At 59.1% G+C, this 19,762-nt stretch carries 23 protein-coding genes; 6 read left to right on the plus strand and 17 right to left on the minus strand.

The genetic code is table 11. The features are described 5' to 3' along the window. Positions 1-20: 20 nt before the first annotated feature. The 4 genes from FHT76_RS28965 to FHT76_RS28980 form a co-directional block, all read right to left on the minus strand. Positions 21-758, minus strand: a complete 738-nt coding sequence (locus FHT76_RS28965; RefSeq protein WP_183756276.1) for an ATP-binding cassette domain-containing protein — start codon at positions 756-758, stop codon at positions 21-23. Beyond that, positions 758-1,777 (minus strand): ABC transporter permease, encoded by a 1,020-nt coding sequence (locus FHT76_RS28970; RefSeq protein WP_183756275.1) that lies wholly within the window; start codon positions 1,775-1,777, stop codon positions 758-760. Before FHT76_RS28970 ends, FHT76_RS28965 begins: the two co-directional genes overlap by 1 nt. Before the next feature lie 69 nt (positions 1,778-1,846). After that, positions 1,847-2,797, minus strand: coding sequence for a substrate-binding domain-containing protein (locus FHT76_RS28975; protein WP_183862898.1), 951 nt, complete (start codon positions 2,795-2,797; stop codon positions 1,847-1,849). Between the two features lie 152 nt (positions 2,798-2,949). Further along, positions 2,950-4,464 carry an aldehyde dehydrogenase family protein gene (locus tag FHT76_RS28980; RefSeq protein ID WP_183862900.1) on the minus strand — a complete coding sequence of 505 codons (1,515 nt, stop codon included), beginning with the start codon at positions 4,462-4,464 and terminating at the stop codon, positions 2,950-2,952. A 120-nt stretch (positions 4,465-4,584) separates the two neighbouring features. On the opposite strand from FHT76_RS28980, the gene FHT76_RS28985 reads away from it, so the two are divergent. Next, a complete protein-coding gene (locus FHT76_RS28985) occupies positions 4,585-5,286 on the plus strand; it encodes a GntR family transcriptional regulator (RefSeq protein ID WP_183862902.1) in 702 nt (233 codons plus the stop codon). Positions 5,287-5,660: 374 nt separating this feature from the next. Here FHT76_RS28985 and FHT76_RS28990 read toward each other — a convergent pair whose 3' ends face one another. From FHT76_RS28990 to FHT76_RS29010, 5 genes are all read right to left on the minus strand, one after another. Continuing rightward, complete coding sequence (locus FHT76_RS28990) at positions 5,661-6,152, minus strand: SRPBCC family protein (protein WP_183862904.1); 492 nt, start codon at positions 6,150-6,152, stop codon at positions 5,661-5,663. Further along, positions 6,133-6,492, minus strand: coding sequence for a helix-turn-helix transcriptional regulator (locus FHT76_RS28995; protein WP_183862906.1), 360 nt, complete (start codon positions 6,490-6,492; stop codon positions 6,133-6,135). The genes FHT76_RS28990 and FHT76_RS28995 overlap by 20 nt, the downstream gene beginning before the upstream one ends. 383 nt (positions 6,493-6,875) lie before the next feature. Continuing rightward, positions 6,876-7,280, minus strand: coding sequence for a response regulator (locus FHT76_RS29000; RefSeq protein ID WP_183756270.1), 405 nt, complete (start codon positions 7,278-7,280; stop codon positions 6,876-6,878). A gap of 300 nt (positions 7,281-7,580) precedes the next feature. Continuing rightward, positions 7,581-8,900 (minus strand): epoxide hydrolase family protein, encoded by a 1,320-nt coding sequence (locus FHT76_RS29005; RefSeq protein ID WP_183862908.1) that lies wholly within the window; start codon positions 8,898-8,900, stop codon positions 7,581-7,583. A 23-nt stretch (positions 8,901-8,923) separates the two neighbouring features. After that, positions 8,924-9,319: a cupin domain-containing protein gene (locus FHT76_RS29010; RefSeq protein WP_183862910.1), complete on the minus strand. Its 396-nt coding sequence runs from the start codon at positions 9,317-9,319 to the stop codon at positions 8,924-8,926. Between the two features lie 259 nt (positions 9,320-9,578). Between FHT76_RS29010 and FHT76_RS29015 the strand changes: the two genes are divergently transcribed. Beyond that, positions 9,579-9,743, plus strand: a complete 165-nt coding sequence (locus FHT76_RS29015) for a hypothetical protein (protein ID WP_183862912.1) — start codon at positions 9,579-9,581, stop codon at positions 9,741-9,743. Positions 9,744-9,762: 19 nt separating this feature from the next. Here FHT76_RS29015 and FHT76_RS29020 read toward each other — a convergent pair whose 3' ends face one another. After that, on the minus strand, positions 9,763-10,224 hold the full coding sequence (locus FHT76_RS29020; RefSeq protein WP_183862914.1) for a MarR family winged helix-turn-helix transcriptional regulator: 462 nt from the start codon (positions 10,222-10,224) through the stop codon (positions 9,763-9,765). A 197-nt stretch (positions 10,225-10,421) separates the two neighbouring features. Between FHT76_RS29020 and FHT76_RS29025 the strand changes: the two genes are divergently transcribed. Continuing rightward, positions 10,422-10,862 carry a VOC family protein gene (locus FHT76_RS29025; RefSeq protein WP_259128095.1) on the plus strand — a complete coding sequence of 147 codons (441 nt, stop codon included), beginning with the start codon at positions 10,422-10,424 and terminating at the stop codon, positions 10,860-10,862. A gap of 112 nt (positions 10,863-10,974) precedes the next feature. After that, positions 10,975-12,192: an NADH:flavin oxidoreductase/NADH oxidase family protein gene (locus FHT76_RS29030; RefSeq protein ID WP_183862916.1), complete on the plus strand. Its 1,218-nt coding sequence runs from the start codon at positions 10,975-10,977 to the stop codon at positions 12,190-12,192. Positions 12,193-12,266: 74 nt separating this feature from the next. Here the strand turns inward: FHT76_RS29030 and FHT76_RS29035 are convergent, their stop codons facing one another. After that, complete coding sequence (locus FHT76_RS29035; RefSeq protein WP_183862918.1) at positions 12,267-12,836, minus strand: TetR/AcrR family transcriptional regulator; 570 nt, start codon at positions 12,834-12,836, stop codon at positions 12,267-12,269. Positions 12,837-13,052: 216 nt separating this feature from the next. On the opposite strand from FHT76_RS29035, the gene FHT76_RS29040 reads away from it, so the two are divergent. Further along, positions 13,053-13,580, plus strand: a complete 528-nt coding sequence (locus FHT76_RS29040) for a YkgB family protein (protein WP_259128091.1) — start codon at positions 13,053-13,055, stop codon at positions 13,578-13,580. Positions 13,581-13,977: 397 nt separating this feature from the next. Here the strand turns inward: FHT76_RS29040 and FHT76_RS29045 are convergent, their stop codons facing one another. From FHT76_RS29045 to FHT76_RS29060, 4 genes are all read right to left on the minus strand, one after another. Further along, on the minus strand, positions 13,978-14,940 hold the full coding sequence (locus FHT76_RS29045; RefSeq protein ID WP_183862922.1) for an NADP-dependent oxidoreductase: 963 nt from the start codon (positions 14,938-14,940) through the stop codon (positions 13,978-13,980). A 65-nt stretch (positions 14,941-15,005) separates the two neighbouring features. Then, positions 15,006-15,425 (minus strand): cupin domain-containing protein, encoded by a 420-nt coding sequence (locus tag FHT76_RS29050; RefSeq protein ID WP_183756260.1) that lies wholly within the window; start codon positions 15,423-15,425, stop codon positions 15,006-15,008. A gap of 391 nt (positions 15,426-15,816) precedes the next feature. Continuing rightward, the gene (locus tag FHT76_RS29055; protein WP_246712625.1) at positions 15,817-16,188 is read right to left on the minus strand and encodes an NUDIX hydrolase; all 372 of its coding nucleotides are present in this window, start codon (positions 16,186-16,188) and stop codon (positions 15,817-15,819) included. Positions 16,189-16,288: 100 nt separating this feature from the next. Further along, the gene (locus FHT76_RS29060) at positions 16,289-16,972 is read right to left on the minus strand and encodes a VOC family protein (RefSeq protein WP_183862924.1); all 684 of its coding nucleotides are present in this window, start codon (positions 16,970-16,972) and stop codon (positions 16,289-16,291) included. Positions 16,973-17,510: 538 nt separating this feature from the next. Here FHT76_RS29060 and FHT76_RS29065 point away from each other — a divergent pair. Beyond that, positions 17,511-17,672, plus strand: a complete 162-nt coding sequence (locus FHT76_RS29065; RefSeq protein ID WP_183862926.1) for a hypothetical protein — start codon at positions 17,511-17,513, stop codon at positions 17,670-17,672. A 50-nt stretch (positions 17,673-17,722) separates the two neighbouring features. Here the strand turns inward: FHT76_RS29065 and FHT76_RS29070 are convergent, their stop codons facing one another. Continuing rightward, a complete protein-coding gene (locus FHT76_RS29070; RefSeq protein ID WP_259128062.1) occupies positions 17,723-18,613 on the minus strand; it encodes a DMT family transporter in 891 nt (296 codons plus the stop codon). Between the two features lie 81 nt (positions 18,614-18,694). Further along, positions 18,695-19,726, minus strand: a complete 1,032-nt coding sequence (locus FHT76_RS29075; RefSeq protein WP_183862930.1) for a DUF3095 family protein — start codon at positions 19,724-19,726, stop codon at positions 18,695-18,697. Between the last annotated feature and the right edge of the window lie 36 nt (positions 19,727-19,762).

Raw genomic sequence — 19,762 nt, forward strand, 5'->3', positions numbered from 1 at the left:
CTTCTGTCTGTTGGGTGGGATCAGGTGAGCACGACATATTCGGTCAGCTGGTTGATCGTCGTGTCCGCCTTGTCGACATCGAACACCTTGGTGCCGTGGCTCATGATCACGAAGCGGTCGCAGACCTGGTAGGCGTGGTAAATGTTGTGCGTCACCAAGACGCTGGAGACGTTCTCGGCCTTGAGCTTCAGCACCTGGTTCAAGAGCGCCTCCGTCTCGCGAACCGACAGCGCCGAGGTCGGCTCGTCGAGAAGCAGCACGCGCTTCTTGAAATAGACCGCGCGGGCGATGGCGACCGCCTGCTTCTGGCCGCCGGAGAGATTGCCAACCAGCGTATCGGGGCTATCGATGCCGGAAATGTGGACCGCGTTCTGCAGCACCTCCATGGCAATCTCGCGCATTTCGCGCTGCCTGAGGAAGCCGAAGCGATCGGTGAGTTCACGGCCCATGAAGATGTTGCGGGTGATCGAGAGGGAATCGACCAATGCCGTATGCTGGTAGATGGTCTCGATGCCGGCATCGGCGGAATCGGACCGGCAGGTGAAGGCGGTCTTCTTGCCGTCGACGCTGAGGTAGCCGTCCGTCGGCTTGTGAATGCCGGAGATCAGGTTGACCGTCGTCGACTTGCCGGCGCCATTATCCCCGAGCAGGCCAACCACTTCGCCTTCGCCGATGTGGAAGCTCAGATTGCGCAGTGCCGTCAGCGCGCCGAAGCTCTTCGAGATATTGTGTAGTTCCAGAAGATTGGTGGCCGACATCACGCAAGACCTCGCCGCTCGATAAGATGGTTGAAGATGGCGGCCAGCACGATCAGCGTCGCGATGAACATGTCGAGATAGAAGCCCGGTGCGCGCAGCAGGAGCAGCACGTCCGTGATGGTGTGGATCAAGAGCACGCCGAGGAAGATGCCGATGATCGAGCCGCGCCCGCCGCGCAGCGACAGTCCTCCGATCACGCAGGCGGCGATCGCCTGGAGTTCCAATCCAGCGCCCTGCCCCGGCTGCACGCTGCCGACGCGGGCGGTGGCAAGAATGCCGGCCACTGCCGCCATGCCGCCGGCGATCGCGAATGCCACGAGCTTGACGCGGTTGGTGTTAATGCCGATCGCCTCCGCAGCGCCGCGATTGCCACCGGTCGCGAAGACGTGGTTGCCGAAACGGTGACTGTGGACGAGATAGTGGAAGCCGACGACGAAAAGAACGATCCAGATGAAAGCCGCGTTGATGCCAAAAAGCGTGCCGGAGAACAGGCTGGTAAAGATCGGTTCCGGGTCGAAGCGCACCTGGACGGCGCCGTTATAGAGCAGGACCGCGCCGCGCCAGAACAACAGACCGCCCAAGGTAACGATGAAGGACGGCAGCCCGAAGCGCAGCGTGATGTGGCCGTTGAGCAGCCCGATCATGATGCCGGCCAGCACGCCGAGCGGTGCGGCTATGAAGGCGCTCAATCCGGCGCCAACGAGGCTCGCCATCAGGATGGCGGTGAAGGTGTAGACGGAACCGATGGAGAGGTCGAACTCGCCTGCGATCATCAGCACGCCGGCGCCAAGCGCCAGGCAGCCGAGCACGGGAATTGCCTTCATCAGGATCGTCAGGTTCTGCGGCGAGAGATAGCGAAACTGATCGGGATAGAGCAAGGCGCCTGCGATGCAGACGATCTGCAGCGTCATGAAGACGAGGAAGATCGCGCCTGCCGGCATCGCCATGATCTGCCTGAGAATAGGTTGCTTCTGCGTCCGCGACCGGGGCGCGGCACTTTCTGCGAGAATTGGTGTCACGGTCTGGTACTCGATCGATTGAAGACGGAGAACCTGCCGGCATCACCGGCAGGCTCCCACGAAACGCGTTTAGCGGAAGCTGCCGATCAGCGGCTTGACCGAGCTGATGCGCGACTTGTCGAGGAAGGCGCCCTGGCCGGTGTCGACATCCGTCGGCGTCAGCCCGTACTTCTTCGAGAGCGCGATCTGGGCGATCGGGTAGTAGCCCTGAAGGTAGGGTTGCTGGTCCATGGTCGCGAACATCGCGCCGGATTCAACCGCATTAACGATCTCGACTGCCAGATCGAAGCCGCCGAACGGGATCTTCACGCCAGCGTCCTTGATGGCACCGGCACCGACCGTCGAGGTGACAGAGCCCGTTCCGAACAGCGCCTTGACGCCGGGATTGGCGATCAGGAACTGCGCCATGATATTCTGCGCCTCGGCTGGATCGAGACCGGCGCGAACCGTCTCGACCTTGATGCCGTTTTCCTTCATCGCCTTCTCGATTCCGCCGCCACGCGCGACCGCGAAGCTCGCCTCGGGAATTTCACGCGGATTGAAAACGACGTCGCCGGACTTCAAGCCGAATTCCTTGATCATCCGGTTGCCGAGCTCGTAGCCGGAAGAGAACTCGTTCATGCCGACATAGGCCTGGCGGCAATTGCCCTTCGCGCCTTCGAGGTCGTCATTGTTGAAACCGATGACGACGATGCCGGCCTTCACGGCCGCGCAGATGCTTTCGTCGAAGGCATCCGACGAAGAGATGGCGACAGCGATGCCATCGACGCCTGCTGCCGTGGCGCTCTCGATCAGGTCGTTCTGGCGAACCGGATCGTTGTTTGCGTATTGCACGTCGAGATCGACGCCGAACTGTGCCGCCGCATCCTTCGCGCCCTTCACCACGGGGTTGAAGAACTGGACACTCGGATCGAGATAGATGATCATCGTTGCCTTGACGTCGGCGGCTAATGCCGTAGATGTCATCATCGTGGCGATACCCGCGGCGAGTGCTGCGGTTTTCAACCTGGTCAATTTCATTTGCGTATCCTCCCTTTGGATGTGCAATGCGGGGTCGAAAGACCCAAGTCTCGGCTGGCGGGCTCCGACCAAAGATCACGCCGGCCGAGATTTTCCTCCCAGACGTCCCGCCTTCTCCCAAAAGCAGAAACGCCCTATCCCTTTGTTCCCTGTCAGCCGAACCACGGCGCCGGTCGCCCGAACGTCACGTGCACGCCCTTGAACTGGGAATATTCATCGAAGCCATAGCGGCCGAGCTCGCGGCCGAGGCCGCTTTTCTTGTAGCCGCCGATCGGCAGTTCCGGCGTGCCGTCGATGACGCTGTTGATCCAGCAACGGCCGGCGCGGATGCGGCGGATGCTCTGCATGGCGTTTTCGAGATTGGTGGACCAGACCGAAGCGGAAAGGCCGAACTCGCTGGCATTGGCGAGCGCTACGGCTTCGTCCGCGGTCTTGAAGGTCAAGGTCGAAAGCACCGGTCCGAAGATCTCCTCGCGGGCGATCGACATGTCGGGCTTCACGCCGGCAAACACGGTGGGAGCGTAATAGATGCCGGCCTCCTTGCCGACGCGCTCGCCGCCGAGCAGCAGCTCGGCGCCGGATGCAATGCCGGCTTCCACATAGGAATGAACCTTGCCGACATGGGCTTCGGATATCATCGCCCCGATCTTCGTGCGATCGTTCAAGGGATCGCCGAAAGTCACCTTGCGCGAGATATCGAGCAGGCGTTCCATCAAAGCGTCGCGGATACCTTCCTGGACCAGCAATCGGCTGCCGGAAATGCAGCACTGTCCGCCATTGTGATAGACACCGTAAGCAATACCATCGGCGGCGGCCTCGAGATCCGCATCGGCAAAGACGATCTGCGGACCCTTGCCGCCGAGCTCCAGCCCGACGCGCTTGACGCTGCGCGCGGCGATCTCGCCAAGCTTGGTCCCGACACGCACGGAGCCGGTGAAGGCAACCATGTCGACGCCGGGATCTTCGGCCAACACCTGGCCGGCCGGATCGCCGTAGCCGGTCACGACGTTGAAGACGCCATCGGGAATGCCGGCCTCACGTGCCAGTTCCGCCATACGGACCGACGTTCCCGAGGTGAATTCCGACGGCTTGAGGACAACGGTACATCCTGCGCCGATCGCCCACGGCACGCGCTCGGAGGCGATGATGAAGGGGAAATTCCAGGGTGTGATGATGCCGACGACGCCGACAGCTTCGCGCAGCACCAGACCCAGGCGATCGTCGCCGATATTGTTATGCGCCTGCCCTTCCAGAGCACGCGCCTGACCGGCGGCGTAAGACCAGAGGTCGGCGCAAAAACCGATCTCGCCGCGCGCCTGGGCGATCGGCTTGCCGACCTCCAGGCTCTCGGCCAAGGCCAGTTCTTCCTGGCGCTTGAGGATCAAGTCCGCTACCTTGAACATCAGGCGCGAGCGCTCCGCGCCCGACATGCGCGGCCAGGGACCTGTATCGAAGGCACGACGCGCAGCCGCGATTGCCAAGCGCACATCGTCAGCCGAGGCTTCCGGCCATGTACCGACCACGACACCCGCATGCCCCGGGCTGACGCGGTCAATCGTACGGCCCGATGCGGCATCCACCGACTTGCCATCGACAAGCATCTGGTAGCGGGATTTAATGTTCAGCCGCGGATCACTGGAATCAGGCGCAATGAAATTGGACAGCACGTTACCCTGCAAGCCGACGCATCGTGCCGGCCCTCCCTTTTACCCGGTTTTGAGCCACCGGATTTATGTTGCGTTTGAATTGTATGGTACTGTATGGTGGTTTAAATTGGATGTCAACGCATGACGGCGACGAAAGACATGAACCTTGAATCCTTGAAGATTGAGACCGGCGAGACCGCAGCAGCACAGGTCGAGCGCGACCTGCGGGAGGCGATCATCAAGCTCGAATTGGCCCCGGGCACGCGGTTGTCGGAACAGGATATCGCCACACGCATGGGCGTCTCGCGCCAACCCGTGCGAGAGGCCCTCATCGCGCTCGGAAAATCAAAGCTGGTCGATGTGCGCCCGAACAGGGGCACTGTGGTCGTCAGGATCTCGGCGCGGCAGATGATGGAGGCGCGCTTCGTCCGCGAAGCGCTTGAGACCGCCGTTGTCCGTCGCGCCAGCGACAGTTTCGACAGCTGGACACGGCGCCGGATCGACACAATTCTTGCCCGGCAGACCGCTGCCATGGAGGCCCATGACCACAACGCATTCAGACGCGAGGACGAGCAGTTTCATATCGCAATCGCGGAAGGCGCCGGCTGTAGCCTTGCCTGGAATGCGATTGCCGACATCAAAGCCCATATGGATCGCGTCTGCAATCTCCAGCTTCGCCACCCCGATTCCATGATGCGGCTGATCGCCGAGCATGAGGCCATCATCACCGCCATCGACAGTCGCGACGCCGATGCTGCGGCATCCGCGATGTGCGCGCATCTCAACGGCATCCTGTCAGACCTACCGCAAATAGAAGCGGATCATCCCGACCTTTTCGAATGATGCGGCGCAGCGGTTACGCGCTGTGCGGGGTGAGTTGTGGGGAGCGGAGGTCGCGGACGTTGCATCAGCGAGTCGTTGCGCGGCTGTCGCGATCGATAGCTATTCCTGGAGACCGCATGGCGGAGCCGTTCAAGGAGGCGTTGGCAATCTGCCTCGTTCTTGTACGCCGTCCGTTTTCGTCATGCGGCGACGTATCCGAATGCCCTGCTCGACGCTTTGAAGCCTCTTCTAACTTTGCAATAGTCCGCAATCTGCGGGAATCGGAAATCAAACGTCGCGCTGAACACCCGACGTCATCAGGCAGTCCCACTGCACCGGCTCCCTACTTCGTGCCGTTTTGATGACATGGCCGATCGACTTGAAGGGCGGCACTTTTAGACGCTGGCGCCAAGGGAGATGAGAAGTTCATCCAACTGCGCGAACTGCTCTGGCATCGCGTCTTCCATGCCGACGAAAGCCTCGTCGAGCGCTTCTTTCGAGGGATACAGTTCTTGCAGGACTAGCAGCGTTCCGCCATCCTTTTCCTCGAAGGTCACAGTCGTGACGGCAGCGGTGTCGCTTTCGTCATTGGTCCAGACGAGGCGCGACGGTGGTGACACTTCCAGATACTTGCCGAAGAAGGCCATGGAGTCAGAGGCATCATGTCCGAACGTGACGCGATAGCTGCCTCCGGTGCGCACATCCATCTCGCACGAAAGCATGGGCACGCCGCACGACTTCGGCGCCCACCACAGTTTGAACAACTCGGGCTTGGTCCACGCGTCGAACACAAGGCGAACCGGACCGTTGAAGGTGCGCGTCACGACAAGTTCGCGCTCGGACCTCCGTTCGACCCCGGTGCGGTCGTTACTCGCTCTGTAGCCCATCGATTCTCTCCTTCCGTTTCAGGGTCTCGACGACTTCATCCAACGCGTCGAAGCGTGCGTTCCAGATCTGGCGGCGCGCTTCAATCCAGGCCGCCCCCTCCTCGAGCCCGAGCGGGTCGAGCCTGCAGGTCCGCACGCGGCCGACCTTCTCCGTTGTCACAAGCCCCGCCTGCTCCAAGACGCCGACGTGCTTCTTCATGCCTGTGAGGGTCATGTGGAACTTCTTTGCAAGCTCCGTGATCGAAGCATCCGCACTTCCAAGCTGTTCCAGAACGCCGCGTCGGGTGGCGTCCGAGAGCGCGGCAAAGCAGGTGTCAAGGCTAGCTGAAAACTGAACCATCTAGTTCAGTTTATATCACGCGGGTCGGCTTCGAGCAAGGGGACCGAGGTTGGTCGCCAGGCGATGAGTTGCGAGGAGCGGCGGACGCTGGCGTTTGCGCGATGCAGCGCCGATCCACGGAAGGTCGACGTTGCCTCCAGAAGGCAATCAGCTTCAGCCCAAGTTGGACTGCTACGTCGGCGGATTCGAAGAGATAAAGATGGCCATCGCCTATAAAGTTCTCATGTCGTCGACCGTATTGACTGGCAATGCTCCGGGAGGGGTATGGCGTGATCAATGCTTGATGGCCCAACGATGCCCGGCAATACCGCTAGGCAGGAGGCCTCCATGAAGGTAACCACTTCCATCCGGGCGCAAGCCGGTCTGCGGACTCCCGATTGTCGTCAGACCGCATCAAACTCGACCAGACTCTTCGGTGGCGGGATGTCCGTTCGACCAGCTCGCCGATCGGCGACATACTGGATCGCTTCCACGAGTTCCAAATCCAAAATCGGCTTCTGGATCACTCCCAGCGCCCCTGGCACTCCGCCTCGAAGCGCACCTGGATCACTGGTCATGAAAAGCACCGTCACGTCGGCCTCCACCAATGTCCGCCCGACAATGGGTCCAGTAGGGCCATCCTCGAGATTCACGTCCACGAGCGCCATGTCCGCGTCGGTGGCAAGCATGAGTGCCTGATACATGTTGCTCGCGATCCCAACAGGACGATGTCCGAGTTCCTCTATCGTGTCCTGCAGGTTGAGCGCCACGAGCGGTTGGTCTTCGACGATTAGTACATTGAACGACATGGTGTCTTCTCCGAACTGTCCTATCGAAGGATTAACCCTTGTCGCCCCAGGCTTGTTCCAAGGGTTGTTGCTTACCGGAACGGAACGGCGGTTGGTTGTGTGAGGATGCGAGATGAAGCGCATGTCGGTAGTCTGGGATCGAATGGCATGACATCTGAAAGCATGTCACCGGATAGATCTAAGAGCTGTTGAGCTACGGAATGCACGATGTCCCCTTCCCGCTGAAATCCGCTCGCGACGAGGTTAGTCAAGGAAGCGATAAATGTCGCCCGAGAGCGCGGCGCAGTTTGGCGACCCCCTTCAAGATCGCAGGCTAATAAATGCCGCCCTGATCTCCTGGCTGAACAGGTTGGGTTCTTCCCACGCCGCGAAATGACCTCCCCTGGAGGCTCGGTTGTAGTAGATCAGCTTCGGATACGCCCTGACCAGCCACTCCTTCGGCGGCCTGTACACCTCTCCGGGAAAGATGGTCACGCCAGCGGGCACCTGAATAGCTGTAAGCTTTGCGCCTGAGACCGTGTTCTCCCAATAGATTTTGCCGCTGGACGGCCCCGTGTTGGTCAGCCAGTACAAGGTGATATTGTCGAGGATCGCGTCCTTTGACAGCGCTTTTTCTGGCTCACCGCGGGTGAATACCCAGTCGGCGATCTTGTCGTATAACCAGGCAGCAAGCCCAACTGGCGAGTCGGCTATGCCGTAACCGACAGTCTCCGGACGGGTGTTCATGATGGCCGCGTACCCGAAGCCGTTGTTCAGGAAATCCCTTGCTTCGCCGAAGATCTTTTTCTCGTCGGTAGAGAGAGCAGCCGGCGCTGGAGCACCACTCTTCAATGCCTGGGCAGCGTCCGGTGGGAACGTTGTTGCCCGTTCGATGCGATTGACGTGAATGCCGAGGAGGCCCTCAGGAGCCTGGCGACCAAGCGCATCGGAGATAATTGCTCCCCAATCACCGCCTTGGGAGACGTAGCTGCTATAACCGAGACGCCTCATGAGCACGTCCCATGCGCCCGCGATGCGCTGCGGGTTCCATCCGGTCACGCTCGGCTTTTCCGAAAAACCGAAACCGGGGATGGACGGCAGCACGAGATGGAAGGCGTCTTCGGCCTTGCCGCCGTGCATAGTCGGATCGGTCAACGGTCCAATGACATTGAGGAGTTCGAAAACCGAACCTGGCCAGCCATGTGTCATGATCAACGGCAAAGCGTTCTGATGCTTGGACCGAACGTGAATGAAATGGATATCAAGCCCGTCGATTTCAGTCAGAAATTGCGGGAATGCGTTCAACCTAGTCTCGGCGTCCCGCCAATCGTAATCGGTCTGCCAATATTCGACGAGTTCCCACAGTCTGGTCGGCGGAACGCCCTGGGAGCGGTCGGTGACAGTTTGCCCGTCCGGCCAGCGCGTTGCCGCAAGCCGCCGCCGCAAATCGAGTAGCGCAGATTCCGGAACCTCAGCCTTGAACGGTCGTATTTCACCTGTGGAACCTGCTTTGGCCATTCTGGGCTCCGTCGCATTGGCAAACGACGGTAAAATCGCAGTGGACAGAGCGGCAGCCGTTCCCGCAAACAAGAGAGCGCGGCGAGACAGATCCGTGGCAGCGGTTTTTGCGATCAGGGTCATGACATTTCCTCCCTTCTGGTGAATTACTTCACAGGTTCAACGAGCTTAGCATTCCGGCTGACGATGTAAGTCGCCAGCTCCGACGCCTTGCCATCCCCCACGTTTCGAGCGGAATGGGCAACACCATCCGGGATGAACAGGGATTGCCCCGCCTTCAGTGTAACGGCTTCCCTTCCCTCAAGCTTGTACTCGAGTGTTCCCTGAAGAACGTAGGCCACCTCCTCGCCAGGGTGCCGGTGGTTTACCGCGAATGCGCCTGGATCAAAGTCGACCCGCACCTGCACGGCTTCCTTGCCGGAAATGCTGATGTCCTCCTTTACCAAGTCCGTCCGTCGAATTTCAGGCTGATCGGCTCTTGCAATCTGGAAGGCGAAAGCGGCGATAACCAGAGCCGCGGAAACGATACGTCGTGCGTTCATTGGATTGCTCCTTGGTTGATAATGAGCTCGTGCGACTGCACCGTGCTTGCAACCCAAAATCAGGCCATTCGGTATCCGGTTTGTTTTTCGAGGCGACTGAAATGTAACGAAGCGTCGTCCGGCGCACGTTTGGATACAATCCAATACAAAATCGTCCGCTGCGGAGGTTCCTGCGATGTTGATATTATGTTGCATATGCATCATAACGGACGCATCGAAATTGGCCTGGCGTCCACCCCATACCATAAGGAGCCTTGAGATGCTGAAACGCTCTATACCACTCTTTTTCTCGGTCGCGCTCACCGCTACCGTCGGAGCCGGCGCTGCTTCCGCGGACAACCCCACCGAGATCGGTTACATTGACCTAACCCCCGATATCACGCTTCGCCGCATGGTCGTGGCGGAAATCCACGCCGCGAATTAGAGCGCAGCCACAAGCGGCCTTATGTCGGTTCGTCCTCCCTTGGAAGGTTTTCGGCTATGTCAATGATTGCTTCTGCACCATTGTTGCCAACAAGAGCGGTTGCTTTGCGCTGCGCCTCGCGCCAAGCGGGAGCCGCCTCGCTGAGAAGCTTCTTCCCGGCAGAGGAAATGACGACCGGACGGCTGCGGCCGCCCTTAGTCGGAAGCTCCTCGATCCAGCCTTCCTTGAGGAGCGGTGCGAGGCTGCGCGTCAACGTCGTCCGGTCTTGGAAATTTGCACGGCCGATTTCCGAGCGGCTGGCACCTCCCAGTTTTGCAATCATGATGAGCATGGAGAACTGGGATGCGGTCAGGCCATGGTTCCGCAGTTCCTGGTCATAGATGTTTGTTACCACCCTGGAGATGCGCCTGGCCCTGGTCATCAGGCATCCGGATACGACTTCGCCAACGATATACGACTCGGGATCAATTCGATCATCCATCGTTCAACCTCCACAAACTCGAGAGGTAACTTATGTAGTGTATACGCAACATATCTTCAACCTGAGCATGGATGCTGGACCCTCCAAGGCAGACAAAAATGACCTGGTCTCTTCCGGTTCGGAGGACCGTCGATGCCTTGGAGCCATCGGCCGCAAAAGATGCAGCCATTCGACCAAGAGTGAAAGGAAGAACTGAAATGAACGACACTGCAAAGAGTAAAACGGCCGTCGAAACGGACAGAGTGCACGGCTTGCCAAGCCATTCGACCGTTGGCACAAACGATCTGGAAACCGCTTCTTCATTCTACGACAAACTGCTTTCCGTGTTCGGCATCGGGCGCGTTCTGGTCCAGCCTGGTCGTGCCGTCTATTACGGCCACAGGACCCTTGAGTTCGGCGTCATCAAGCCGTTTGACGGACAACCAGCGACTGTCGGCAACGGTGGCATGGTGGCTTTCGAGGCCCGTTCCCGCGCCCAGGTTGAGGAAGTCCACGCGGCAGCCTTGGCACTCGGTGGCCAAGACGAAGGTGCTCCCGGTCCGCGAGGCGAGAATGGCGCCGACCCTTACTGTGCCTATTTCCGTGATCCTGAGGGCAATAAGTTTCTCGTCTACCGCGCAGGACCGGACGAGCTCTGATTGCTGGCACGACGGGAGGCGTAGGGGTTACGCCTCCCAGCAAAAGCGCAGCACCGAAGTTGTTGTGCAACTCGTTTTCGTCGATAACTAATAAACGCCGGAGTAATTTGTCGTGGATCCTCTATCGCAAACGAATGGACCTCTGTTCGAGCCGCTTCCGCTGCCTTGCGGTTTGACACTGAACAATCGAATTGCGAAATCCGCGATGTCGGACTCCCTAGGGGACGGAACTGGCCATCCGACCGCTGCGCAGACGCGGCTATATCAACGCTGGGCCGAAGGTGGGTTGGCCGTCTCGATAATCGGCGAAGTGCAGCTCACCTCCGGCTACGCCGAGAACCCTGGCAACCTGGTACTTAACGAAGCGTCGGACCTTGAACGGTTCCGGAAACTTGCCCTTCATGGCAGCGAAAACGGCACAAGCTTATGGCTACAGCTCGGCCACGCAGGAGCGCTTGCCTACGCACCGACCAGCAAACCAAAGGGGCCGACTGCTTTCGACCTGCCGGGACTGCGCTGCGTGGAAATAACATCCGAGGAAATAGGTCAACTGCCATCACAATTTGCGGCCACAGCCCGGTTGGCGCAGGAGGCTGGTTTTGGAGGTGTGCAGATTCACGCGGCACATGGGTTTTTGCTCAGTCAGTTTCTTTCGCCTCTGTTTAACAAGCGGACGGACGGGTACGGGGGCGCGATCGCCAGCCGTATGCGGCTCTTGCTGGAAGCCATCGATGCAACCCGCGCCGCTGTCGGACCGAGCTTCCCGATTGCCGTTAAGCTCAATTCTTCTGACGAACTGGAGGGAGGATTCGACGAGGAAGACGCGCTCAAGGTCGTGGCGGCGTTGGACCGAACCTCGATCGACCTGATCGACATCAGCGGTGGGACCTACTTTCCTGGAGCCAAGTCCGCTTCCGACAGGTCCGGACGTGGACCCTATTTCCTCGAATTCGCAAAACGTGCGCGCGCTATGATGACGAAGCCTCTTATGCTGACAGGAGGCTTCAAGACGCGCGCGCAGGCCGAAGACGCCGTGGCGAGCGGTGCAGTTGATATGGTCGGTCTCGCGCGTGCTCTCGTCCTCGAACCTTCGCTGCCCAATCTCTGGAAAGAACAAAAGAAATCGGAGCCAGCCTTTCCAAAGTTTTCGGATGCCCCGGAGGGTGGGGTTACAGCATGGTACACAATGCGGCTGGCTGAGATCGGCACCAACACGGAAACATCTGATTTCCTTGGCCTCGAACGGGCAATCCAGGCCTACAAAGCCCGCGACGAAGCGCGAACGGAACAGTGGTCGGCTCATTTCGAAAATGCAGCTAGAACAAGCTAACCCGACTACATCGGGCTCACGCCGCCCCATCACCGACCACCCGCTCTCGATGTGCCGCGGCTCCTGAGTACTGGCTAACAGCGCTCTATCGTCGCGGTAAGCGCCGTTGCCATCCGCTTCGCCTGGCGGGCAGGCTCCACCGAGCGAGTAATTTGGGCTACGGCCGTTGCTCCTTCCTGGAGAAGGTTGATTTCGTCCGCCACACGCCGAGGGTCACGGAATCGCGCCGCGTGAGCGAGCTCCTCGAAGTATGCGAGTGACAGACGCTTGTGCATCTCCGCAGCTCGAAACACGGGATCGGCGATGTCCTTGTGTTCTCCCGCAGCAGCCATAAAGCCGCAACCTCTAAACTCTTTGTCCTTGAACCATTGTTCCAGAAAGTCGAACGTCGACAGAATTCGCTCGACGGGATCCTTTGCGCACGTTTCCACGAACTCGCGCATCTCACGACGATCTGCTTCGTCGCGCCGCTCCAGTGCCGCGACGATCAGCTCCTCCTTTGTTTCGAAGTGCCGGTAAAGGGTGGTTTTAGCGACGCCGCTTTCCGAGACAATCAAGTCGATGCCAGTCGCGTGGTATCCATACTCATTGAAAAGCCGCAGAGCGGTCTCCAGCAAATGGTTCTTGATCTCCGACCGCCGCATTGCCCTACCTTTCACAACTGATCTGTATCGTTAAATAGTCGTTCGTGGAAGCCGACGCAATACCGTTGCGGCGTTCCAGGCGCCGGCCTAGTCGCGGATTCGTGATTCGCTACCGAAACAGATCGGTAGTATTTGTCTCCGAACGATACAAATCGGTATCGTTAAACTCGAGCGAGACGAAAGCTCGGCGCTATCATCAGCCAATGGGAGAAGAAAATGACCGAAATTATTCAACACATCGGCATTCAGCCGAAATCGAAGCGCATCGAAAGCATCCAGCATTTAGCAGAGACTTACGCGCGTACGGCAACGACAGCTGGCCTTTATGTAGCGATCACTGTCATATACGCTTGGTTCGGCGGCATGAAATTCACCGCCTACGAGGCGCAAGGCCTTGTGGATCTGGTCAGCAACAACCCGCTGGTAAGCTGGATGTACTCAATCCTGAGTGTGCGAGGTTTTTCGAGCTTCCTCGGCATACTCGAAATCAGCATTGGAGCACTTATAGCCGCGAGGCTTGTCAGCCCGGTTTACTCGCTGGTTGGAGGCGTGCTGTCATCTGGCCTGTTCGTCACCACGATCAGTTTCATGATTACAACCCCAGGCGTGGTCGTCCCGGAACTCGGGTTCCCCGCGATCTCGGTCGCGCCAGGCCAGTTCCTTCTCAAGGACGTCGGTCTTCTAGCACTGTCGCTCTGGATTGCGATGGATTCCCTTATCGCAATCCGGTTCACGCGAACCTGAGGGCCAACGAGCTTTGAATACCAGCCTTTAAAGCGAGCGCCCTCTTCGGGGCGTCGCCATTCAATAAACTTGAAATGCGCGCCATTGTGCCACCGCGATCTTCTTCACTGATGGTATGGAGGATTGGTACCGTGAACGAATTGTCCCACGGCATTGGCGCGCTCTTTGAGACGTGGGCGATTTTCGGATTGATTGGAGCGCTGGGCTTCCTCCTCGGGTTCGCGATGAACCACGGATCGATCTGCACCTTCATCGCTGCGACCGAACTGGTGTCACAACGCAGGCCCGCACGATTTCTCGCTCTGGCCGAATGCGCCAAGATCGCCTACGTCGTCTCTCGACACACTGCCCACATGCATGGCGGATGGCCTCCATTGGCTCGGGGCACTCCTCGCGCTCACGTTGGATCGACTACGAGCACGATCTTGCCTTTGGGTCGAGGGAGTTGGCCTTCAAGCATAAGATGGGCATCCCGTGCTTGCTCGAATGGAACTTTAACGCCGACGTTTACCTCGAGGGCGTTTTCGTCAATGAGGGTAGAGATCCGCCGGAGGCTCTCGGTGGAAACATCGACCAGAAAGAACCTCGCTGTCACACCATGTCGTTCCGCGAGAGCCTGGTCCGGCATGGACACGGCCGAAATCAATGCTCCACTGCGTTTCAGCACATTGAACGACCGCGTTTGGGATTCTCCGCCCACAAAATCCATCACGGCATCTACATCGTGGACCTCCTCCTCGAAGCGTGTTGCCGTGTAGTCGATTACGCGCCCTGCTCCCAATGAGCGAACCCGCTCGATGTCCTCCGACGAAGCTGTGCAGATCGAGTTCAGTCCAGCGTGTTTGGCGAACTGGACGGCAAAGGCTCCGACGTTTCCCCCCGCCCCATGGATCAATACCGTCTGACCTTGCACCAGACCGGCTTGGTCGAACAACGCTTGCCACGCCGTAACAGCGATAACTGGCAGCGACGCTGCAGCCACGTGGGCGATCGATGCCGGCTTCTTGTCAAGCATGGAGGCTTTGGCGACCGCATATTGCGCATACCCGCCGCAGAACCGCTTGTTCGTCGCGCCGTAGACCTGATCGCCGATTTGCAAGTGATCGACGCCGCGTCCGACGGCGACGATCGCCCCGGATATATCGGAGCCAAGAATGAGAGGGAGGGGCTGGGGAAGCGCACTGTTGCCAGAGCGAATCCATCCGTCCCATGGTCCGACGCCCGCAGCATATACCCTCACGATCACCTCGTCCGTTTCGGGCGTGGACACCTCCACTTCTTCCAGCTTCATCACATCGGGCGTGCCGAATTCGTGAATGCGCCATACTTCTCCCGAAAAGCGCTGCGGGCCATCTGACATCTGGGCTGTCCTCCGGTTGCGGGTCGCTATGCGTAAAGCGTCGACTTCCTACTGCGATCCGGACCTCACTTCTCGGCGGACGTCAGCGGCTCGTCTCCTGCTTCAACAATGAAAACGGCGAGAAGCGAGGCAGGCTCAGTCGTGCTCGCGTTCTCACTTACCTTGTGCTTCGATCCAGGTAGCTCGAAGAACTGCTCCCCCACCTTATAGACCTTCTCGTCTTCGTCATTGACCTTGCTGCGGATAGAGCCAGACAGGACGCGTGCATAGATGAACGCCGACTTGGCATGAGTATGCGCGTCGGATTTGCCGCCGGGTCCGTAATTGACGACCAGAGCGACGAGCTTTTTGCCAGGGCTATTGGGCAATTCGTGTTCGAAAACGGTGACGACTTCTTCAAGTTCGCCACCCGAGGCAACAAGCGGATGCGCGAATTGTGCGGCGACACATACTGCGACGATCGTGGAAATCCTGCGTAAAGACATTTTTCCGCTCCTCCTTCGCTCATTGCTCGCCCGAGCGCGAGCAATTGAGCGTTGCCTTTGGCCAAGGCAACGTGCTGATGCACCACGAAGGACCCCGAAGGACTGTTCCGGCGATTCCGAATTGGAGGGCAAAGTTCAAGGGTGCGTCGGAAATGTAGCCTAACTTCGCAGCCCAGGCCATCGAAGTCACACCAAAATCGGGCGTTTCTCGCTCGCCATGCGCGTCCTGCCACTTTGGTCGGAACCGCTGGCCGGCAAGGACGGCTGATCAGGTGCTAGCGAGTCTGGCTTTCCACTTTCGCCCCAACTTGGAGATCAAATGTTTGAGTTCTGGTTCTTTCACCAGGATCGCCGCTTCTCTCGGATGCCGCCAAATCAGCTCTCGCTGGCCTCACTCCGGAAACTGCAAGCGCTCCCGCCTGACCTCGAGCAGATAAACGCCGACGACCGAAGTGACAGGCTCGTCGCCCTTCAGATACTTCGAATACCTGTAATGACCAAACGTCTTTTTTCTGATCTTTCCCCTGACGCCAGCCTCTTGCCACGCCTCCCGCTCCGCAGCTTGGTACGGCTTTGTGCCGTCAACTGGCCATCCCTTGGGGATGGTCCATCGCTTTGTTTCACGGGTTGTGATGAGAAGGATCTCGATACCGCGGAGAGATTTCCGGTAGCAAAGCGCCCCAACCTGCTCCACCAAGTCGCCTTGGAAAACCCTGTACGCATAAGGCGTCAGCTTTGAGAAATATCTATCCGGCTGTTCCATTGCACAAACATGGCGCGGAGGCCGATTCGCGACAAGGCCTCCGCGCAAAGCCGGAACAGCCGAACATCAGACCGTCAGGACAGAGAAAGATCGACCGAGCTTAGGTCGGCAAAGGCTCCCCTGTTTGTTCCCGCACCATGTATTCCGCATACCAGCTTGGCCAGCCTTCGTCGTGTTGCCCGGTCAGTTTCTCGTGTTCGCCATGCGCCTCCGATGCCCGTCGCAGCGCGGCCTCGAGTTCGCCAGAGGAGACGAAGGTCGCCCCGCCCTTGTCTATGCGTCCCGGCAAGCGATTGGTGACCTCCTGTAACAACCAACCGTTTCCGTCAGGATCACTGAACGAAGCGTAGGTCCGGTAGGTGCGGCGCTCCGGATCACGGCCGCGTACTCTCCGGCTCCCGAAAAGGTACGGCTCGTCGCTGCCCGTTTGCTCTTGTCCTGCATGAAACACTTCGCTGACCCGCACACCGCGTGCCACCAGTTCCTCGCGCGCCGCGGTGATGTCGGAGACTATCAGGTATAGGCCCCGCGCGGAGCCGGCCGCAGCCGATGTAACATTCTTGCCGAAGATGACCGAACATCCCGAACCGGGCGGCGTGAACTGGATCACGCGCCAGTCGTTACCTGCGACGAAGTCGCCGTCTAGCCGCCAGCCAAGGCCGGCGTAAAAGCTCTTGGCTCGATCGACGTCGGCAACGGGGATTACGACCACTTCCAGCTTCATGTCGACGCCGCGCACCACGGTAGGCTGTGAAGTCTCGCTACGAACCTCGGTATTACTCATGTGGAGTCTCCTTGGTTGGATGAGCTGCAAGAGCGCATATGTCCCGACAGCTCTGGGGCGTTTTTGGGCGACACACCTACTTTACGCGGGCGGGTCGACCGTCACCTGAGGACACTTTCTCCTGAGAGAACCGATACCCCTCACTCGCGCGAACGCAGTCGAGGGGGCTTCCCCAACTGCTGCCGATAGTACACAGCAAATCGGCCGAGCTCGAAAAACCCGAAGTTCATCGCGATCCCGGTTACGGCCGAGCCCGGTGGTGCCGCCAGAAGCTTCCGCCGTCCGGCGAACCAGGGCGTTCAACTTCGCGCTCGACCATGATGCTCCGGTTTCTCTCCCTGACATGACCTGCGAATTCCGTGATCACGCCCCATACCCCTGAAACATGGGCCGGGATTCTAGGCGGCGAGTTTCGTCAATACAACGATCCTGGAGTTGCGGATGGCTAGTGGCCTTTCGTCGGCATTCGAAAAAGTGCCGTGTCCGCCGCGGACAGCGGGGCCATCAGACCTTTCCGATTCAAAGCTCGGACGAGCAATTGACCGATCTATCTGGCAAGGAGAAGGCAACCTACGAACAGCTCGCGCTCTTCTATAAGCATGTCTACTACGCCTTCGGGCGGACATTTAGCGGCTTGGGGACAGCCGAAGCTCTTCACGGACGAGGTTCGGACAGGATTGCGAAGCCTGCGGAAAGCTAGCTGAAAATTCTCTGCGCGTAGTGGCCCATAGCCGCTGCGCGCAGAACAGGTCATGCCTTCACGGCGCGAGGTGCCTTCCGATTGGTAAGGTAGACCCCGGCAACCACTATTGCCGTGCCAACGATCAGTGGAGGGGTAAGAGGTTCTCCAAATGCGATGAAGGCCTGGACCGCCACCGTAGGCGGGCAGAGGTAGATCAGGGACGCAGCGCGCGAAACCTGGCCCCGGCGGATCAAATAGAGAAGCAAGGCAATGCCGCCCACCGATATTCCGAACACCGACCAGGCAAGAGCAAGATAGGTCTCTACGGCACCGTCGAACCGAAACGTCTCGAAGGTGAGCGCAAAGGGAACGGTAAGGGCCAATGCCCCCAGATATTGCAACGTCGCGATGGCGGTCAGGTCACCATTTTGAAGGTGCTTCTTCTGGTAGATTGTCCCGTAGGTGACAGAGAACATCGCAGCCAGGTTGACGGCGAGCGGAATGCCAGCATGAAGGAGATCGGACACGCCGGGTTGCATGAGCTTTGGCGAGATGGCCACAGCGATACCAATGAAGCCGAGCGCCAGACCCGCCGTTTGTGACGACCGTAACCGTTCGCCGATGAGGAAGCTGGCTGCCATGGCCGTCAGGAGCGGCTGCATTGCGGCAATGATGCCAGAGATGCCGGCAGGAACGCCGTGCGCCACCGCCCACCAGACGCCCCCGAGATAGCAGCCGTGTAGGAAAACGCCGGAATAGACTGCCCGCCACGCCAATGCGCCACTGGGCCATTTGGTCCTGATGGCGAGGCAGATGGTGAAGAAGGCGACCGCCGACAGCGCATAGCGGATCGTGAGAAATGTGAAGGGCTCGGAGTGAAGCGCCGCGTACTTGGCGATGATCCAGCCAGTCGACCAAAGGAATACAAAAATGGCTGGCGCGAAACGGTCAAGGGTCATAAATATCTCTAATGTTCGAGAAACTTGGTGGTCATAAATCTTTGGATTTTCGGCGTCTAAAGCCGATTTTTGACGCTCACTTCAGCGCGGTTGATGAGTATGCTTTTGTGCCTCGAGCAATGCGGCAGCGGCCGTGTACCCACCGCTCATCCCGTCCAGGAAGTGCAAATGGGCGCCCGGAGCACCGGTCGGCACGAGGCAGGTCATCAGCGCGTGAGACTGACGATGCACTCCGAAATAGACCTCACCGCGATCTTTCGCCGAGGCCAGGAGCGCTTCAATGTCCTCAATCTGCTCTGGCGTACAGTCCAGGGTCAGGCGAAGGACATCGTCGTACCTCCTGTAGTCCGAGTTCAGAACGACGTCTTCCCATCCCTTTCCGCCAAGATAGTCAGCGACGTCGTCCGTGATCACGACATCGTTGGGAACGGGGCGCGATGAGCCGTCCCTCGCACCGAGCGCAGTGAGCAATTGCCTTGCCAGCACGGTGAAGGCTTCCTGCCGCGTATGATCCTGCGGCTCAACAAGAAGGGAGACGATATCTCCACGCTGACTTGGGATGGGTGCCCACTCGCAAGTCAATCCTTTCAGATCGGGGGGTGTGTAGTCCTCGCATGGCAGGAGCGCGTGATTTCCAGCCTTGATTTCCCTGTCAGCCCAGTTCAGCCCGCCGCCCGCAAACATGGTATATGTGGCTGTTTCCGATGCGGCGAATTGCGCGACCTTCACGTCACTTCCAGCCGCTCGTATGTCCTTGACTTCCACCAAGCCGATTCTGAGGTCGAGCCGCAGTTGATCGCGCGCATAGCCCGCGACGCGGCGCAGGACGCCGATCGCGGTGCCTCTTGCACCAGGGTCGAAGGCAAATGCTGCACCGTCGCCGCGAAACACGAATGGAAAGTCGAAGTTGCCGAAAGCATTGCCCAACGCCGCAATCGCCGACGCACCGGCGAAATTCACATCCTTATAGTGCCCTCGGGCAATAGCCGAGGTTGAATCGACGACGTCGGTGATTCCGATCAGCCAGTCATCGGGTAAGGGCGTGTAGCTTGTCGTGTCCAGCAGTTCGGCGAAATCACGGCTGGCTTCGGGTCGTCGGAATGCCTTGTCCATTGAATCCTCCTACATCAAAGGTTTGCCCACCTGGCC

This window comes from Rhizobium sp. BK176 (genome assembly GCF_024808055.1).

What these genes read in the sequence shown, in the direction of transcription:
- FHT76_RS28965 (WP_183756276.1), bottom strand. Translation starts at nt 758, where the DNA reads ATGTCGGCCACCAATCTTCTGGAACTACACAATATCTCGAAGAGCTTC.
- FHT76_RS28975 (WP_183862898.1), bottom strand. Translation starts at nt 2,797, where the DNA reads ATGAAATTGACCAGGTTGAAAACCGCAGCACTCGCCGCGGGTATCGCC.
- FHT76_RS28985 (WP_183862902.1), top strand. Translation starts at nt 4,585, where the DNA reads ATGACGGCGACGAAAGACATGAACCTTGAATCCTTGAAGATTGAGACC.
- FHT76_RS28990 (WP_183862904.1), bottom strand. Translation starts at nt 6,152, where the DNA reads ATGGGCTACAGAGCGAGTAACGACCGCACCGGGGTCGAACGGAGGTCC.
- FHT76_RS28995 (WP_183862906.1), bottom strand. Translation starts at nt 6,492, where the DNA reads ATGGTTCAGTTTTCAGCTAGCCTTGACACCTGCTTTGCCGCGCTCTCG.
- FHT76_RS29000 (WP_183756270.1), bottom strand. Translation starts at nt 7,280, where the DNA reads ATGTCGTTCAATGTACTAATCGTCGAAGACCAACCGCTCGTGGCGCTC.
- FHT76_RS29005 (WP_183862908.1), bottom strand. Translation starts at nt 8,900, where the DNA reads ATGACCCTGATCGCAAAAACCGCTGCCACGGATCTGTCTCGCCGCGCT.
- FHT76_RS29010 (WP_183862910.1), bottom strand. Translation starts at nt 9,319, where the DNA reads ATGAACGCACGACGTATCGTTTCCGCGGCTCTGGTTATCGCCGCTTTC.
- FHT76_RS29015 (WP_183862912.1), top strand. Translation starts at nt 9,579, where the DNA reads ATGCTGAAACGCTCTATACCACTCTTTTTCTCGGTCGCGCTCACCGCT.
- FHT76_RS29020 (WP_183862914.1), bottom strand. Translation starts at nt 10,224, where the DNA reads ATGGATGATCGAATTGATCCCGAGTCGTATATCGTTGGCGAAGTCGTA.
- FHT76_RS29025 (WP_259128095.1), top strand. Translation starts at nt 10,422, where the DNA reads ATGAACGACACTGCAAAGAGTAAAACGGCCGTCGAAACGGACAGAGTG.
- FHT76_RS29035 (WP_183862918.1), bottom strand. Translation starts at nt 12,836, where the DNA reads ATGCGGCGGTCGGAGATCAAGAACCATTTGCTGGAGACCGCTCTGCGG.
- FHT76_RS29040 (WP_259128091.1), top strand. Translation starts at nt 13,053, where the DNA reads ATGACCGAAATTATTCAACACATCGGCATTCAGCCGAAATCGAAGCGC.
- FHT76_RS29045 (WP_183862922.1), bottom strand. Translation starts at nt 14,940, where the DNA reads ATGTCAGATGGCCCGCAGCGCTTTTCGGGAGAAGTATGGCGCATTCAC.
- FHT76_RS29050 (WP_183756260.1), bottom strand. Translation starts at nt 15,425, where the DNA reads ATGTCTTTACGCAGGATTTCCACGATCGTCGCAGTATGTGTCGCCGCA.
- FHT76_RS29055 (WP_246712625.1), bottom strand. Translation starts at nt 16,188, where the DNA reads ATGGAACAGCCGGATAGATATTTCTCAAAGCTGACGCCTTATGCGTAC.
- FHT76_RS29060 (WP_183862924.1), bottom strand. Translation starts at nt 16,972, where the DNA reads ATGAGTAATACCGAGGTTCGTAGCGAGACTTCACAGCCTACCGTGGTG.
- FHT76_RS29070 (WP_259128062.1), bottom strand. Translation starts at nt 18,613, where the DNA reads ATGACCCTTGACCGTTTCGCGCCAGCCATTTTTGTATTCCTTTGGTCG.
- FHT76_RS29075 (WP_183862930.1), bottom strand. Translation starts at nt 19,726, where the DNA reads ATGGACAAGGCATTCCGACGACCCGAAGCCAGCCGTGATTTCGCCGAA.